Source organism: Tindallia texcoconensis, from assembly GCF_055383815.1.
In genome coordinates this window covers 1654859-1671993 of record NZ_AP042431.1, presented here as the reverse complement: position 1 = coordinate 1671993, position 17135 = coordinate 1654859, and the positions used below count along the sequence as shown (strand labels likewise).

Below are 17135 nucleotides of genomic sequence, written 5' to 3'. Positions count from 1 at the left end.
CGCCTGTACCAACAGTTTTTTCTTTTCCTTTCAAACTTTCCACCTTTATTTAAGCAATTTCAGTCGTTTCAACACCTCAGCAATTTTATCTCCTTTGGGAAGCAAATCAAAGTCTCTCATTTCTAGGGCATCGGTTTTCAACAGCATCAACCCATAGACAGCTGCACCCATACTAATGGCTATTAATACGGCCACGTTGCTGCCAAGAATCGGTCGCAATATCCGATGTCCTCCCCAGGCACATAGTGCCATGACGGCTACAGACAGCAGTGGTTTGAAAAATACCCTTCGCCGGTCAAAGGTGACGCCTGTTAATTTTTTGACCGCCAACAAGTTCAAGGTAAAGGCTGTGATATAGGCTACTACGGTTCCAATAGCGGCTCCTCTGACGTGGAGGACCGTCGCCGTGAGTGTATAGGTTAACACCAGCTTAAGTCCAGCTCCGATCATCAGGTTCCGTACTGGAATATGTGGTTTTCCCAAGCCTTGGAGAATCCCTGTTAAAGTTTGTAATTGGGTTAAAAAGAAGACCGCAAATCCCATAATAAACATAATTTGTCCTAAGGAGGCTGGTTCTTCTGGATAGATAAGCTGCATAATTGGATGTGCCAATACAACTAATCCTGTGGCAGCAGGCAAGCCCATCATCAGGGATACTCGAAAAACCGAAGCTGTATCTGCCTGCACAGAATCCCAATCCTGCCTTGCGGCGGCGTCGGATATGGCTGGCACAATGCTCATGGCTAAGGCAATGGTTAGGACCTGGGGAAGATTTACCAGTGTTGCTGCCATTCCTTGCAATTGACCATATAAACTATTGGCTTGTGCGTAGGTGAATCCACTTTCCTGGAGTCTACGAAGCACAATCAGCGTATCCAGCATATTGATCAAGGGCATCACAGCGGCTCCAATGGCAATGGGCATGGCAATGCTAAAGATATCTTTCATCATCACAGAAATTGGTTCCCGGGGAATCCCTAAGGTATCTGTCATTTGTATTTGATTGGCTCTTTTCCTTTTCCGGTATAAAAAAATCATCATCCCCATGGCGGCTAATCCACCAGCTCCGGCACCAAAGACGCCACCAGCTGCTGCCAGAGGCTGGCCATGGAGGCTAAGCATGATAAAGGCCAAACTTAAGCCTATGACCACACGGCCAAACTGTTCTACCACCTGAGACAGAGCCGTAGGTTTCATGTCTTTCATTCCTTGAAAATACCCTCGAAAAGCGGCTAAGATGGATATAAACAGAACCGTAGGCGCCAAGGCCAATACTGAGTGATAGGCCAAGGGACTTTCAAATACGTTGTTGGCTAGGTATCCTGCTCCTAAGCCTAACAGTAGAGATCCTACCACCCCAAGGACGGCTAACATTTTAAGGGCCGTCAGGAAGATATCGTGGGCGGCGGCATGGTGACCACGGGCTTTTTTTGCTGAAACAAGCTTGGAGATAGCCGTTGGAAATCCAGCGTAGGTAAAGGCCAGCATAAAATTATACACCGTATAGCCTACCTGATAGTAGCCCATCCCTTCGGAACCAATGGCACGGCCTAGGGGAATGCGAAAAAGAGCCCCCATAATTTTTACTAAGATCCCGGCAGCACCAAGAAACATGGCTCCCTTCAGATAGGTTTCTTTTTTTTCTTTTGTCATGATTGGCCTCCGTTGAAACAAACCGCCGAAGGCGGTTTGTTTGATTAAAGTTCTCTTTTATTGATTTCTGCTGTTTCTCGCAATTCTTCAATATGATCTTGGAGGGCTCCCTGTCGGATTTGCTGCTTGATGGTCTCTTTTGTAGCTTCAAAATCTTGTTCTTCACGAATTCGCTGGGTAACATAGATGATGTGCCAACCAAAATCCGTTTCTACCGGATCGCTTATCTCTCCTTCTTCCATGCTAAAAGCAGCTTCCTCAAAGGGTGGTACCATGCTTCCCCTCGGGAACATCCCTAAATTACCACCTTCCGCAGCGGATGGACACATAGAGAAGCTTTGAGCCAATTGTGCAAAATCAGCGCCTTCCTCCAGTTGTGCTTTTATGTCTTGTGCTTCTTCTTCGGTCTCTACCAATATATGGCTTGCCTCTACCTGGTCGCTGCTAAACATATCCTGATTGGCTTCGTAGAATTCCAATGCTTCTTCCTCACTCACTTCTTGATTCTCCAGGTAATGTTGCTGATATTCGATCATCATTAATTCTCGAGACATTTCTTTTCGAAAAAAGTCCTTGTCTATTTGGTTTTCTTCCAGAAAAGCCACCATGTCTTCCTCTTCTTCCATAAATTGCCAGAACATTTCCATGGTTTCATCCAGTTCTTCTTCGTCAATGCTTAAGTCTTTTGCTTGGGCTTCTTGCAGGATGATTTCTGTAAAGATCATTCGTTCCAATACTTGTTCTTTAATGGTATCCAGCAGGGTCATGGCTTCGTCGTTTTCTTCTTCTTCTTCGAATAAGTCTGCTCCCATTTCGGTTTCATAGTTCATTTTCATTAAGGCTAAGGTTTTTTCGTAGTCTTGGGTCTCAAGGGGTTGCCCGTTCACTGTGGCCACAGCATCCTCGGGTATGCTATTTCCATTTCCGCAGCCAGCCATGGCTGTTAGTGCTACCAGTAATACGACTACAATCGCTATGGTTTTATTTCTCATTTTCATTTTTATCTTCCTTTCACCCTTAGGGTTTCTGTTTTTCATTATATCTGAGTTTCTATTTTTTTCAAGTCATTCCTCTGTCTGGTTAGGAGTTGGTGGTAGATGTCTGTGTCTGTTGTCTTAGTGCTTAGGGGTATCGATATAGGTTTCCATCAGGTCTTTGATTTCCTGTAGCAGGTTTCCTTGCTCCAAGCTTTTGGGTCGGTAGAGGAAATGGGGCTGAGTACCTGCGTTAAAGTCTAATCTATGGCCGTATTTATGCATCACTCGGGCAACACTTTCAGGTTGAATAGGCCTTCCTTCGGCTAATTGCATCCGTACTCGATTTTCTCGCTGAATGATATTCTCCAGATTGGCTTTCATGGCCATGGCTTTAATATAGGAAATCAGTAGCAGATTTCTAACGATGGCTGGTAAGTCGCCAAAACGGTCTTCTATTTCTGTTTCTGTCTCGATCCAGTCTTCTTTATGACGAATCGCAGCGATTTTTTTGTAGATTTCCACCTTATGTCCAGGATTCTGAATGTAGTTTTTAGGTAAATATGCATCTACGCTGAGTTCAATGGATACTTCTGGTTCTTTTTCCACGGTTTCTCCCTGGGTTTTCTGAATGGTCTCTTCCAAGAGTTTTACATACAAATCATAGCCAATGGCCGCCATATGACCATGCTGCTCTCCTCCCAGAAGATTGCCTGCTCCTCGGATTTCCAAATCTCGCATGGCAATTTTAAAGCCAGCGCCAAATTCTGTAAATTCTTTGATGGCTTTTAATCGTTTTTCTGCAACTTCTGTAAGGATTTTCCCTTTTTCTACCATCAAATAAGCAAATCCTTGGCGGTTGGATCGGCCTACACGTCCTCGTAGCTGGTATAGCTGAGAAAGCCCTAGCTGATCTGCATTTTGTATCATGATGGTATTCACATTGGGAATATCCAATCCATTTTCAATGATGGTGGTACATACCAATACATCGTAACTGCCTTCATAGTAGTCCAGCATCATTTTCTCTAATTCATTCTCGTTCATCTGTCCGTGTCCAACGCCTATGCGTAGATGTGGGAATCGTTGGGCTAGCCCATTGGCAACGGAATAAATTCCATCTACTCGATTATACACATAATATACTTGGCCACCCCGGCTGATTTCTCGCTCAATGGCATCGGCTACTAAGGAGGGGTTATAGGGCACTACATAGGTTTGTACCGGAAACCGTTCTTCTGGCGGGTCTTCGATGGTACTCATATCTCGAATACCTACCATGGCCATATGCAAGGTGCGTGGTATTGGGGTTGCTGAAAGCGTTAATACATCCACATTGGCTTTCATTTTTTTCAGGCGTTCTTTGTGTTTAACGCCAAAGCGTTGTTCTTCATCTACCACCAATAATCCCAAATCTTTGAATTCCACGTCTTGGGATATCAGCCGATGGGTACCAATGACCACGTCTACCAGACCGGCCTTTAGATCTTTCATGAGTTTCCGTTGCTGTGTGGCGGTCCGAAAACGGCTCAGCATTTCAACTCGTATGGGAAAAGGACTAAACCGTTCTTTAAACGTATTGAAATGCTGTTGAGCCAAAATCGTAGTAGGCACCAATAGGGCTGCCTGTTTGCTGTCGGCAACCGCTTTAAAGACTGCCCTTAGGGCTACTTCGGTTTTTCCATAGCCCACATCTCCGCAGAGCAATCGGTCCATGGGACGTTCTTGCTCCATGTCTTCTTTTACTTCTTTAATCGCCCTTAGTTGATCCGGGGTTTCTTCGTAGGGGAATAGGTATTCAAATTGCTCTTGCATCTCTGTATCTTTTCCAAAGGCATAGCCCTTTTGTCTTTTTCGTTTGGCATAGAGTTCTAATAATTCGTCGGCCATGTCTTCAATGGCTTTTTTGATCTTTGTTTTGGTCCGAGTCCATTCGCTGCCGCCCATCCGATTCATTTTAGGCGGCCGGTCTTCGCTGCCTATGTATTTTTGAATTAAATCCATTTGATCCGTCGGAACATACAGATGGTCGGCACCAGCATAGCCAATCTTCAGATAATCCTTCGTAATCCCATCTACGGTAAGGCTTTCGATGCCTTGGTACTGGCCGATCCCATGATTCTCATGCACCACGTAGCTTCCTGGTTTTAGTTCTACAAAAGACTGCATGGATCTGCCTTCCTGTTGGGACCGACGGGGTTTTTTCTTTTTATAGGCACCAAAAATTTCCAGATCCGACATCATATGCAATCCGGCGTTGACGTATTCAAATCCTTTATGAATTCGCCCCTGAATAAGATAGACGGTTCCCCTAGGCATTTCTTCTACCGAGGTTAGATCTTGCACCAGATAGTGGACGGGGATATGGGCTTCTCGAAGGGTCTCTAGAAGTTTAAGGGCTTTTTCTTTACTGGGGGTCAGTAAAATGACTCGATTGTCTTTTTTCAGAAGGGTCCGAAGTTCTTCCAGCAAGTAACTCATTTTTCCCTGAAAAGAAGGAATTCCTCTGGTGGTAAAATTAATCATGGTTTCTGGCGGAAAGTCGGATTCACTGCGGGGCAGAAGGTCCATGGTAAAAACCCTATGCTGTTGGATGGCGGCTTTTAGTTCTTTGGCTTCTAACAGGCACTGACTACGCTGTGGAAGAATCTCTCCTTCTTCCAACAGGGCAGAAATCCGCTCTTTCCAATGATTCCCTGTGTTTTCTGCTGCGGTTTTAAGCCGCTGAGGTTCCTCTAAAAAAAGAAGAGATCCGGGCAAAAAATAATCCAACAGGGAATAGCTACGGCCATATACCACGGACTGGAAGCCTTCAATTTCTTTTCCTCGCCATGCATGTTCTAATCTTTCTAAGGTTTGTGCCATCATTTGGATCCTCTGAGGATGACTGGTTTTTTTTCTGGATTCTTTCTCCATTTCTTCTTTTATATACTCTTTCAGCCGCTGCTGATGATGGCTTTGTGCTAACCATTCTGTGGCTGGGTATAGGCTGGCACTGCGAATCTTTTGAATGGATTGCTGGGTCCCTGGGTCAAAAAGACGAAGGGAGTCCACTTCTTCATCAAAAAGTTCGATGCGGAGAGGCTTTTCTTGTGTTGGCGGAAAGACATCAATAATATCTCCTCGCAGGCTATATTCGCCTTTCTCTTCTACTTGATCTCTTCGTTGATATCCCATGTCATAGAGGGTTTGCACCAATTCTTTTAGATCCAAGGCCTGTCCTAGGGCCAAGTTGATTGTAAGCTTTAGAAATAATTCTGGTGGTGGTAATTTGATTAGTAAGGATTCTACGGAAGCAGCCACCATGACTGGTTTGTGTTGACTCAGAATTTCCATGGTTTTTAATCGGTCTTCTGCTTGAAATCCACCTATGGTGGCGGATTCATGAAGTGCCCATTCTCTTCCAGAAAAATGCATTGGTTCTGTAGGAGAAAAAAACCGAAGGTCTTCTGTCAATTCTTTGGCCTGGGTTTCTGTTTCTGTAACAATGAGCATCTGTTTTGGATGGTCAACAAAAATACCCGCCGTTAGGTGGGCTTTCTGTCCCTCTAGAAGGCCATATAGGCCAATGGTTTTTTCCTGTCGCTCCATGGCTTGTGTCACTTGCTGAAACTCTCTGGATTCTTTCAATGGAAGCAGTGTGGTTTTTCCGTTCATACGAAGCTCCTTTAAAAGCAGGTGATAGATTCATAAGTTAAAAGTTATACCTTGGATTCCTTCTTGGTATTATGCCGATTCATGGCAATTTGAATGCCTTCTTTTACGTAGGTTTCCAAGGCTTCTGCCCCTTCTTTTACCGCCTTTTGAATGACGGGGATTTCCTCCGGGGTAAAACGACCCAGTACATACTGGGCCGTATTTTGCCATAAGGGTTTTCCAATGCCCATGCGGAGTCTTGGAAAATGACTGCTTCCTAGGTGCTGAATAATAGACTTCATCCCATTATGGGTGCCGGCACTGCCTTGGGCTCGTAGTTTTATTTCTCCAGGAGCAAAATCCATGTCATCATAGACCACCAGAAGCTTTTCTTCTGGCAGGTCAAAGTACCGCATCCAGGATCCAATGCTGTCTCCACTGCGGTTCATGTAGGTCTGAGGTTTAATAAGCATCACTTTTTCGCTGCCTATTCTAAGCTCTCCGTAAAGGGAATTGAATTTTTTTTGATTGATTTCTATATGATGGTTTGCGGCTAAGGTATCCATGACGTGAAAGCCAATATTATGCCGGGTGGCATCGTATTTTCCACCAGGATTTCCCAAGCCAGCCAGTAGGATCATCGGGGTATATGTCTTCCTTTCTTTAGTCAAAAAGGGTGCTGACGGATTTGTTTTTATAAATTCGGTTGATGGCTTCTGCAAATACAGGTGCCACGGAAACGCTTTTGATTTTATCGATGCGTTTGCTTTCTGGTAACGGAATGGTATTACAAGCAATCAATTCTTTGATACTTGAATTTTTAATACGCTCAATGGCTGAACCTGAAAAAACCGGATGGGTACAGCAGGCATATACTTCCGTTGCCCCAAAGTTCATTAAGGCATCGGCGGCTTTGGTAATGGTGCCGGCGGTATCGATCATATCATCTACTAAGATCGCTGTTTTTCCATGAATATCTCCAATAATATTCATTACTTCCGCCACATTTTCTTTGGGACGTCGTTTATCAATAATGGCAATGGGTGCTTCCAGATAATGGGCAAAATTCCGGGCCCGAGAGACGCTGCCCATGTCTGGCGACACAATCACTGGGTTTTCAATTTCTTTTTCCAGAAAATATTTTACTAGAATAGGCACTCCCAGCAAATGATCCACTGGAATATTAAAATACCCTTGAATCTGAGGAGCGTGCAAATCCATGGATAACAATCGATCTGCACCAGCAGTTGTCAATAAATCTGCCACCAGCTTTGCGGTAATAGGATCCCTCGCCTTGGCTTTCCGATCTTGGCGGGCATAGCCATAGTAGGGCAGCACAGCCGTAATTCGTCCGGCGCTGGCTCGTTTCATGGCATCGATCATAATCAACACTTCCATCAATGCTTCATTGACTGGTGGACAGGTAGACTGGACCACAAACACATCGGAACCACGAACGGTTTCGTTGATATTAACGGCTATTTCTCCATCACTAAAGGTGCTGACTAGGGCACGTCCCAATGGAACTTCCATTTCTCGAGCGATTTCTGCCGCCAGGGTTGGATTGGAATTCCCCGTAAAAATCTTGACTTCATTGCCACTGGTATTCATTTTTTTAATGCTCCTCCTTATTCCATTCCTCTTTATTGTTTTGACGACTTCTGGCAATAGCCAGGGCTTCTGCTGGGACGTCTTCTGTAATGGTAGAACCCGCCGCCACAAAAGCATGATCTCCTATGGTCACGGGGGCTACCAAATTGGCGTTGCTCCCAATAAAAGCATGGTCCCCGATAAGGGTTTGGTGTTTTTCTTTGCCATCGTAATTCACAAAAACCACGCCACATCCAATATTAACATTCTTTCCGATCTTGCCATCGCCTATGTAAGCCAAATGGGCTGCTCGGGAATCGTCTCCGATGGTAGCGTTTTTCACTTCCACAAAATCTCCAATTCGCACCCGTTTGCCAATGCAGGTGCCTGGTCGCAGGTAGGCATAGGGGCCAACGGTGCTCTCTTCGCCTACTCGACTACTCATAATGGTGGAATTGGTTACGGTAACACCAGCTTCTATAACGCTTTGGCTAAGGGTGCTATGCTGACCAATATGGCAGTTTTCTCCGATCACTGTGCCGGATTGAATGGTCACTCCAGCTTCGATGACCGTGTCTTTTCCAATCACTACATCATGATCGATATAGGTGTTCTCTGGATTTCGCAGGGTGACTCCTTGCATCATATGACCATGGTTAATCCGTTTTCGAAAAATAGCTTCTACCTGCGCCAGTTGTACTCTCGTGTTGACGGCCATCATTTCATCTGAATCCTCGATACAGAAGACCCCAACGTCTAAATCTGCGTGTTTCAGCAATGAAAGTGTGTCTGTCAGGTAATATTCGTGTTGAACATTATCTTGGCTTAGCTTGGGCAAGACTTCCATTAATGCTTTTCCGTGGAAACAGTAGGTGCCGGAGTTGATTTCCTGAAGGCTCTTTTGCCAAGGAGTAGCATCTTTTTCTTCAACAATGCCCATTAAATCACAGGTTTCTTCATGACGAAGAATACGTCCATAGCCGGTTGGATCTTCTAGTCTGGCAGACAATACGGTTGCGGCGTACTTTCCTTTTTCGTGGGCTTGGATAAACTTCCTAAGGGTCTCTGGGCTGATTAAGGGAGCGTCTCCACTTAAAACCAAGACTAAGGCTTCTGGATCTAGTTGATCCATGGCACACATCACTGCATGGCCTGTCCCTTTCTGCTCTGCTTGTAAAACCGTTTTGGCTGTTTCCGGCAGGGCTTTGGATACGGCTTCGGCTCCATGTCCCACCACCACCAACAACTCTTCAACGCCTACTTGGCTGGCGTGATTGGTCACATGGTTGATCAGTGGAATTCCTGCAGCTTGGTGAAGGACTTTGGGAAGGACAGATTTCATTCGAGTTCCTTCGCCTGCGGCTAAAATGACGGCCTGTTTTTTCATAGATGTTCACCTCTTTTAGATTGTGGTGGACCGAAAACACTTGTTGCCGAGGGGTAGGCCCTCGGCTTCTTCCTCATTATAATGGGCTCTATGGCTTTTGTCAAAAAAAAGACCCGACAAAAGCAAGAATCTGCTCTTGAGGGGCCATTTTCTTTTTCGAATCTAAATCAATCATTATTGAGAAGTCTTCTCTATAGCATTTCTTCTGAAGATTCTTCCTCATCCTTGGACTCCACTTCTTCCACTGGATTACGCGCTTCTTCCTCTTCGTTCATTTGCTCGTAGCGAACAAAAATGGCATCCTGAATTTTGTTTCTTGTTTCTGAATTGATAGGGTGGGCGATGTCTCTAAAATCACCTTCTCCCATCTTTCGACTTGGCATAGCAATGAAAAGCCCGCTTTGTCCTTCGATGATCTTAATGTCGTGTACCACGAATTCGTCGTCGAAGGTTACAGAAACGATGGCTTTCATCTTTCCTTCCGCAGCCACTTTGCGAATCCTTACATCCGTCACTTGCATCTGTCCTTCACCACCTTCCCGATGTCTTTCTTACTGTTGACAAGTTTGCCGATGCTCCTTCTGGAAGGATTGTTGCACCTCTTTCAGAGAACGGCTATCTTAAAAGGATTGCCGCCTATGGCGGTTTCCTCCTAAAATATAGGTGTCTGGTCTTTCTTTAGGACTTCCATAGGGGATTAGGATACAAATCTACTCTCCCCAACTCTTCATCTGCTTTTTCCAAAATCAGCAGAGAATGATAACTGCCGCCTTTTTTTTCTATGGGTTCCTTTGAGGCCATCATCACGCCAATATCCGTAACTTCTGCGTCAAATTCCTTCATCAAGTTTTTCATTCCTTTGGCGGTGCCGCCACCACGCATAAAATCATCGATCATCACTACTTTCGAACCAGCTTTAATAGCCCTCCTTGGCAATACCATTCGCTGCATCCCTCCACCACTTCCCGAGGCGTAGTTGACACTAACGGTGGATCCTTCTGTCATCAGGCTGTCTCTTCGAACCACCACCAAGGGTTTATTCAGAAGCCTTGCAACGGAAAAGGCCAAGGGAATGCCTTTGGTTTCTGCCGTAACCACATAGTCCGGATTTTTCAGTTCCATGACTTCCACAAGTATTTCTGCCATGGGTTGAACAAAGGCCGGATTACTGATCAAATCCGAATAATAAAGGTAGTCCCCGGGTAAAATTCGCTGGGTCTGGCACAATTCCTGTGTCATTTTATCCAAAAATTCAATTTGACCAACTCCTGAAAGCCTAGGTACAAATCGAATGCCACCTTTGACACCGGCTGTAGATTGAATCTCTCCTATGCCTAATTGTTCTACGGTTTTTTTTGCAATGGCCAAATCTTCACTCAATACAGATTTTAATGTATCCAATTGCTGAGTAAAGGCTGTCAGGCTAAAAAGTCGTCCAGGATAATTGCTCATTTGGCTTATCATCGCAGCTATTCGTTGGTTGCGACGAAACTTCGGTGTCTCCATTCCGCTTCTATCCTTTCTAAAACCGAATATTTTTTATATTCTATAACATTCTATTCCTTTTGGTAGAAGGTTTCAAGGAAAATTTCTGATACTGATGCTTTTTTCTCTGTGGAACTACCCTTTCCCCCTTAGCATTCCTCATGTATAATGGGATGAGCCTAGGGTTGATTTTTTATATACCCTTCATCTCTTGTCTCAATCACAAAGAAAGGAGTTCTCCTATGAATCAAGAAAAAAATCGACTGAATCTACAAAATATTCAACACATTCACATGGTTGGTATTGGCGGCATTGGCATGAGTGGCTTGGCCCATATTTTGCTGGATCAAGGAATAAAAATTTCTGGTTCAGATCGAAGCGAAAATGACATCACCAACAGATTAAAAGAAGCCGGAGCGATTATCTACCTTGGTCACGAAACTTCTCATATCAGTGAACAAGTTGATTGGTTGGTGTATTCTGCTGCCATCCCTAAGGATAACCCAGAGCGTCAAGCCGCAGCTCTCCAAAAGATACCAGAAATGGACCGAGCAGAACTCCTTGGTAAAATCATGAAACTATATCCTCAATCCGTAGCTGTGGCTGGTAGTCATGGCAAAACCACTACCACGGCCCTCCTTTCCTGTCTCTTGGAATGGGCTGGCCTGGATCCTACGGTTTTAGTCGGTGGGTATCTCAATGAAATCCGTGGCAATGTCAAGGTAAGTCAGGGGCCTTATCTGGTGACTGAAGCCTGTGAGTACCATGGTAGTTTTCTTCGTTTTCCGCCTCGCATTGGTATTGTTCTGAATATCGATTTGGATCACTTGGACTATTTCGAAAATCTGTCGGCCATTCAGGCTGTTTTTGGAGAGTTTGTTGAAAAACTGCCAGCAGACGGCCTTTTGGTCATGAACGGAGACGACCTGAACAGCCAGCATTTGGCAAGAATTGCGGACTGCCCCATTCTTCGATTTGGCCTCGGGGATGAGTGTGATTTAAAAGCCTCTCATTTACAAGTGGATAGGAAGGGGTGCTATTCTTTCACGGTGGATTTCCGAGAAGAGCATTTAGGTTTGTTTACCCTGGGGATCCCAGGAAAACATCATGTCTACAATGCCTTGGCTTCTATGGCAGTTGCCTTGGACCTAGGTGTATCTAGGGATACCTTGAAAAAGATTCTTCCTAATTTCCACGGATTGCACCGGCGTTTCGAGTCTTTAGGCAACTGGAGGAATGTGACGGTGGTGGACGACTATGCCCATCATCCAGCTGAGATTCTAGCCACCTTGCAAACAGCTGGCAGTGCTGTTTATCCCAAGGGAAAGGTTTATTGCATTTTTCAACCCCACACTTATACCCGCACCTTGGCCTTACTCAATGAATTTGCCGATGCCTTAGCCCTTGCCGACGGTGTGATCCTTACGGATATTTATGCCGCTCGAGAACCAGACCGGGGATTAATTCATAGCAAGGATGTGACCCAAGAGATTCTGAACCGAGGTGGAAAGGCTATCTACGCGGCGACTTCCGAAGACGCTGCCCGAGAAGCAGCGGCTTGGGCTTCCGCCGGGGATATGATCCTGACCATGGGGGCTGGACCTGTGAATGAACTGGTTCCGCTGTTGGAACAGCAATTGAAAAAAAAGAATCCATAAGGATACAACAAGAAAACCGCCACGTGGTGATCCCTTAGGGGAGCTATTTGGCGGTTTTTAGGTTTTCACCCTTCTATTTTAACTATTTTCTTCCACTTCTTCCGCTTCTTCCGCTTCTTCCGCTTCTTCCCTTATGCCATTGGCTTCATTTTCTTGGATTCTAGCTTCTTCTGGATCTGCGGATATTTCTCCGTTGGAATACATATGAATCAATAACTGCCTTGTTTCCAGTGCATTATGAAAAAAGTAAGATAGTCCTCCCTGCATTCGGGCTTCGCCTGGCAAGGTAAAGGTGTTCATGGCTTCTGGGTTCATATTTCTTGCTTGGTTCGCATACCGAACTAAATCCTGTAATTCCACATCTGTTCGCACAAACCGAAAGGCAGAGCTGGCTAAGGTAGGAAGATTCCCAAGGCTCATGGCTTGTTTCATGGCACTTTTCATAAACTCTTGCTGGGCTTCCACCCGTCCTAAATCTCCGTTGCGGTCCATGGCTCCAGATCCTGGTGCCGCTTGGCGATATCGCAGGAATTTTACGGCATCCTCTCCTTTTAGGACGTGGTTGCCAGGAGCAAAATCAATGACCAATGGCGGTTTATCGTAGGGATCTCTATAATACATTCGCTGGGAAATATGCATTGGTACGCCTCCAATGGCATCTACTACCGAAGCTGCACCTTGATAGGTAACGGTCACATAATAATGTACTGGAACATCGTACAGCACGTCGCTGACAATGCTTTTGATTCCATCGGCTCCATGGGCATGATAAGCGGCATTAATTTTTTTCTGCCCCACTGCATTGTAGCCTTTTCTTGGATAGTAGGTATCCCGTGGAATAGAAATAATATCCATTTGTTTTTCATCTGGATCAAAGGAGATAAACATCATGGTATCGCTTCTGCCACCATCCATGCCCAATAGCACCGCATTAACACGATTGCTCTTGTTCACAAGGCGACGAAGCTGATCTCGTTCCATCTCTTGAGGCTTCTCATGGTCAAATTCTTCATCCTCTACGTCACGAACTACCGGCACATCTGCATTGGGATGTGCTTCCTGCATAAAGGTATTGAAAGCAGCAAATACCCCGGTAAAGAGCACTGTAAAGCATAAAAAAGCCACTAAAAACACTCGAGTAAACAATTTTTTCAAAAAATTCACTTCCTATCTTGGTTTCCGTATAGGAATTGGCCTCTCCATGAAAAAAGAGGGGACATTCCTTTTCCCCTAGGACTATTTCTTTGCTGTTTGAATAGCTAGTTTCTGCTGATTATATCAGAAAGCACCATAAAAATCCATAAAAACCTTGGAGATCTCTTTAACAAGAGTTTGAACCGTCTACGTTTGGGTAATTCACCAGTATCTTTGTTTTGATAAAGGGGTGATGACATTGGGTAACGTTAGTCCTAAAAAAACCGGCATTCTTTTAAGCCTCCTCTTTTTAATTGGCTTGACTGGATTGATCTTTGTTACTAGAAGTCCTGCTGAAGTCCAGAAAATAGAGATGCAGCCTGAGTTTTTTCGACAGGTGGTGACGGCCACAGGAAAAATAACAGGGTCTCCTATTCCCATTCAGTCTGAGGTGACGGCTCGTATCCTAGAGATTACCGTGGAGGAAGGTGATTATATCCAAGCTGGCCAAGGGCTGATTCAATTGGATCGCAGTGGGCTTCAACGAGAATTACGGCAGCGAGAGGCTGATTTAGCCGTTGCCCAAGCACAGCATCAAAAGGTATCCCAACGATGGCTGCCAGAAGCCCAAGAATCTCTTTCTAAGCTGATGCTGGAACGAGAAAGTTTAGGCCAATCCCTTGAGCTGGAAAAAGAAACCCTGCAACGCCGCCTGGACCGAGAGAGAATTTTGTATGAGCAAGGTGCTTTTGCCTTGGAGCCACTGGAAGAAACCGAGAGTGAAATGGCACTGCTGAAAGAATCCATGACCCAGTTGGATCTGTTGGACCTTGGCATTGCTTCGGCTCAAAGGGAGATCCGCCTTTTTTCCCCTGGTGGCAGTGATGCACAAGAATCTGAGGCTCTCCTTGCTCTGTCCCAGGTACAGGTAGAAACCCTACAAGAAGAGTTATTAAACTATCAACTTGTAAGCCCTGTTTCTGGCAGAGTCCTGGAGCGACAAGGGGAAGTAGGGGAGTTGGCTGAAAGCGGTGCTACGTTGATGACCATTGGACTAGAAGGGTCTTTGGTGGCCGAGGTGGAAATTGACGAACGAAATATTGGTCTATTTGAAGTAGGCCAACCAGCTACCCTATGGCCAGAGGCATTTCCTTCTCGAGCCGTAGCCGCCACCGTAGAAAAAATTTCTCCTCAAGTCAATACAGATACGGGAACCGTTATGGTTCAACTGGCCTTAGAAGAAAAAGAAGATTTTCTTATTCAGGATCTTACGATTCAGGCCGAAATTATAGTGCGTGAAGTTGAAAACGCCTTGCTTTTGCCTGTGGCCTTTCTCCAAAGCCGAGACCCTGCTAAGGTGTACCTGCAAGGTGAGGATGGCATGGAATTAACTACACTCCCCAAGACTGAGTATGTAGGCTTAGAAAAAATGCTTGTGCTTGAAGGATTACAACATGGGGATATTGTCCTTCATCCATAATGGTTTGCATCACTGGAAGGAGGGAAAACCATGGGCTTTGAATGGACCGTTGCCTATCGTTTTTTAAAAGATGGTCGGGGCCAAACTGCTTTTATTTTGCTGGGAATTGCCGTTGGGGTAGCGGTACAGGTTTTTCTGGGCACGTTGATCAGTGGTCTCCAATCGGATTTAATTAATAATACCGTAGGCTCTAGCCCACATATCACTTTTAAGGGCGACACTGACTTTTCACCAGAAACCCAAACCCAAGACGCAGATCATCTTTTTACTTTAGAAGGAAACTTCCGCCAACAGGAAGATACCTTAAAAAACTGGCGGCCGCTTATGAAAATTCTAGACAAGGAACCAGAAATGACGGCGGTATCTCCCTTGGTCCAAGGAAATGGGTTTTTGCTTCGTAGTGGTATAGCTGCTCCTGTTGTCTTCCGAGGGGTCATCCCCCATCGGGCAGACAAGATCTATCAGCTAGAAGAAGGCCTCCTACAGGGAGAGTTGCGGTTGGAAGGAAATCAGATTTTACTTGGCAAGGACTTAGCCGAAGAATATCAGCTTCAGTTAGGGGATAATGTAACGTTTCAACTTCCAGGGGATCATCGTCAGGTCTTTACCATCTCTGGTATTTTTGAATTGGGAAGCCAGTCTATTAATGAAACCTGGGTTTTTTTAGATTTAAGCAGGGCTCAGCGGCTTCTAGGGCTTGGGGATGATATTACTCTTTTGGAAACACAGATACGGGATGTTTTTGCTGCGGATGTTCTTTCCCAACGGTTGGCAGGTCAGTTTTACGGGGTTGACCTTGATAACTGGAAAGATCAAAACGCCGATTTATTATCGGCACTTCAGAGCCAGAGTGGCTCTTCCATTACGATTCAGGTGTTTGTGCTTTTAGCCATTACCTTAGGCATTGCCAGTGTCTTAGCCGTATCTGTGGTTCAAAAATCAAAACAAATTGGGATTCTGAAAGCCATGGGTGCTTCCCGTGGCAGCGCCAGCCGAATTTTTTTGATTCAAGGTGGATTGATGGGGTTGCTCGGCTCTTTGCTGGGGGTTTTATTCGGCTTCTTGTTAACTCAGTTTTTCCTATGGGGAACGGAACAGGCTACTGGAAGGGCTTTATTCGCTTTGGAGTTTGACCCGGTTTCTTCCGCCTTTATTGTGGCCATTGCTACCACTGCCAGTATTGTATCTGCCCTGATTCCGGCCAGAAAATCTGCAAGCCTAAATCCTATTGATGTGATTAGGGGCTAGTGGGAAGGCAGTTGAGAAGGCAGTTGGAAGGGCAGTGGGAAGGGCAGTGGGAAGGGCAGCGGGGATGGCAGTTGGAAGGCAGTTGGAAGGCAGTTGAGAAGGCAGTTGGAAGGCAGTGGGAAATAACAGTTTAGGGAGTGAGGATATTGTTAGAAATGAAAGGCATCACAAAGGTGTACGGCACCCTTATCCCAACAAAAGCTCTCAAAGGCATTGATCTGACCTTTGAAGCTGGAGAGTTTGCTTCTATTATTGGTTATTCTGGGTCTGGAAAAACCACCTTGTTAAACATTCTTGGTGCCTTAGATCGACCAACAGCGGGTTCTGTTTGGTTTCGTCAAACCGAAGTTACGGCTATGACAGAGGATGAACTGGCAGGCTTTCGAAATCGCCATATTGGCTTTATTTTTCAATTTCATCATTTGCTGCCGGAGTTTTCTGCCTTGGAAAATGTATTGATTCCTACTTGGATCAAAAGCCACAGTGCTAACCGTGGCAAGGAAAGTCGGGCAAAAGAACTCTTGGAGCTAGTGGGCCTAGAAGATCGAATGCACAACAAAGCAACGGATCTTTCTGGTGGCCAACAGCAACGGGTAGCCATTGCACGTTCTTTGATTAACGAGCCAGCCATGATTCTGGCAGATGAACCTACAGGAAATTTAGATAGCGAGACTACGGAACAGGTTTACCAATTAATGCGAGAAATAAATCTTCGTCTTAATACCGCTTTTATCCTAGTCACTCATAATGATCATTTAGCTGCCAAGTCGGATCGCATTGTTGAAATGAAAGACGGGGAAGTTCTGAGGGATTATTGCACCGGAGAACGTAGTGAGGAGGAAATATGGCAAGAGGTAGCTCCAAATTACTGCCGCTATAAATCCTAGGGC

13 protein-coding genes are annotated in these 17135 nt (G+C 45.2%); 4 read left to right on the top strand and 9 right to left on the bottom strand.

The window, feature by feature from the left end; genetic code table 11:
- Positions 1-45: 45 nt before the first annotated feature.
- From ACZ47N_RS07610 to purR, 8 genes are all read right to left on the bottom strand, one after another.
- Positions 46-1653, bottom strand: a complete 1608-nt coding sequence (locus tag ACZ47N_RS07610) for a putative polysaccharide biosynthesis protein (RefSeq protein ID WP_464885963.1) — start codon at positions 1651-1653, stop codon at positions 46-48.
- Positions 1654-1697: 44 nt separating this feature from the next.
- A complete protein-coding gene (locus tag ACZ47N_RS07605) occupies positions 1698-2651 on the bottom strand; it encodes a peptidylprolyl isomerase (protein WP_464885962.1) in 954 nt (317 codons plus the stop codon).
- A gap of 117 nt (positions 2652-2768) precedes the next feature.
- Positions 2769-6284 (bottom strand): transcription-repair coupling factor, encoded by a 3516-nt coding sequence (gene mfd / locus ACZ47N_RS07600; RefSeq protein ID WP_464885961.1) that lies wholly within the window; start codon positions 6282-6284, stop codon positions 2769-2771.
- A gap of 44 nt (positions 6285-6328) precedes the next feature.
- Positions 6329-6904: an aminoacyl-tRNA hydrolase gene (pth, locus tag ACZ47N_RS07595; RefSeq protein WP_464885960.1), complete on the bottom strand. Its 576-nt coding sequence runs from the start codon at positions 6902-6904 to the stop codon at positions 6329-6331.
- 22 nt (positions 6905-6926) lie between these two features.
- Positions 6927-7874, bottom strand: coding sequence for a ribose-phosphate diphosphokinase (locus ACZ47N_RS07590; protein ID WP_464885959.1), 948 nt, complete (start codon positions 7872-7874; stop codon positions 6927-6929).
- A gap of 4 nt (positions 7875-7878) precedes the next feature.
- On the bottom strand, positions 7879-9240 hold the full coding sequence (gene glmU / locus ACZ47N_RS07585) for a bifunctional UDP-N-acetylglucosamine diphosphorylase/glucosamine-1-phosphate N-acetyltransferase GlmU (RefSeq protein WP_464885958.1): 1362 nt from the start codon (positions 9238-9240) through the stop codon (positions 7879-7881).
- A gap of 191 nt (positions 9241-9431) precedes the next feature.
- Entirely contained in the window at positions 9432-9761 is a 330-nt protein-coding gene (gene spoVG / locus ACZ47N_RS07580) for a septation regulator SpoVG (RefSeq protein ID WP_464885957.1), read from the bottom strand.
- Positions 9762-9918: 157 nt separating this feature from the next.
- A complete protein-coding gene (gene purR, locus ACZ47N_RS07575; RefSeq protein WP_464885956.1) occupies positions 9919-10746 on the bottom strand; it encodes a pur operon repressor in 828 nt (275 codons plus the stop codon).
- A 221-nt stretch (positions 10747-10967) separates the two neighbouring features.
- Here purR and murC point away from each other — a divergent pair, with 221 nt between their 5' ends.
- Complete coding sequence (gene murC / locus ACZ47N_RS07570; protein WP_464885955.1) at positions 10968-12383, top strand: UDP-N-acetylmuramate--L-alanine ligase; 1416 nt, start codon at positions 10968-10970, stop codon at positions 12381-12383.
- Between the two features lie 78 nt (positions 12384-12461).
- On the opposite strand, the gene ACZ47N_RS07565 is transcribed toward murC, so the two are convergent.
- On the bottom strand, positions 12462-13538 hold the full coding sequence (locus ACZ47N_RS07565) for an LCP family protein (RefSeq protein ID WP_464885954.1): 1077 nt from the start codon (positions 13536-13538) through the stop codon (positions 12462-12464).
- A gap of 238 nt (positions 13539-13776) precedes the next feature.
- Between ACZ47N_RS07565 and ACZ47N_RS07560 the strand changes: the two genes are divergently transcribed.
- From ACZ47N_RS07560 to ACZ47N_RS07550, 3 genes are all read left to right on the top strand, one after another.
- Positions 13777-14997 (top strand): HlyD family secretion protein, encoded by a 1221-nt coding sequence (locus ACZ47N_RS07560; RefSeq protein WP_464885953.1) that lies wholly within the window; start codon positions 13777-13779, stop codon positions 14995-14997.
- 30 nt (positions 14998-15027) lie between these two features.
- Entirely contained in the window at positions 15028-16245 is a 1218-nt protein-coding gene (locus ACZ47N_RS07555) for an ABC transporter permease (RefSeq protein ID WP_464885952.1), read from the top strand.
- Positions 16246-16400: 155 nt separating this feature from the next.
- A complete protein-coding gene (locus ACZ47N_RS07550) occupies positions 16401-17132 on the top strand; it encodes an ABC transporter ATP-binding protein (RefSeq protein ID WP_464888421.1) in 732 nt (243 codons plus the stop codon).
- Positions 17133-17135: the final 3 nt, after the last annotated feature.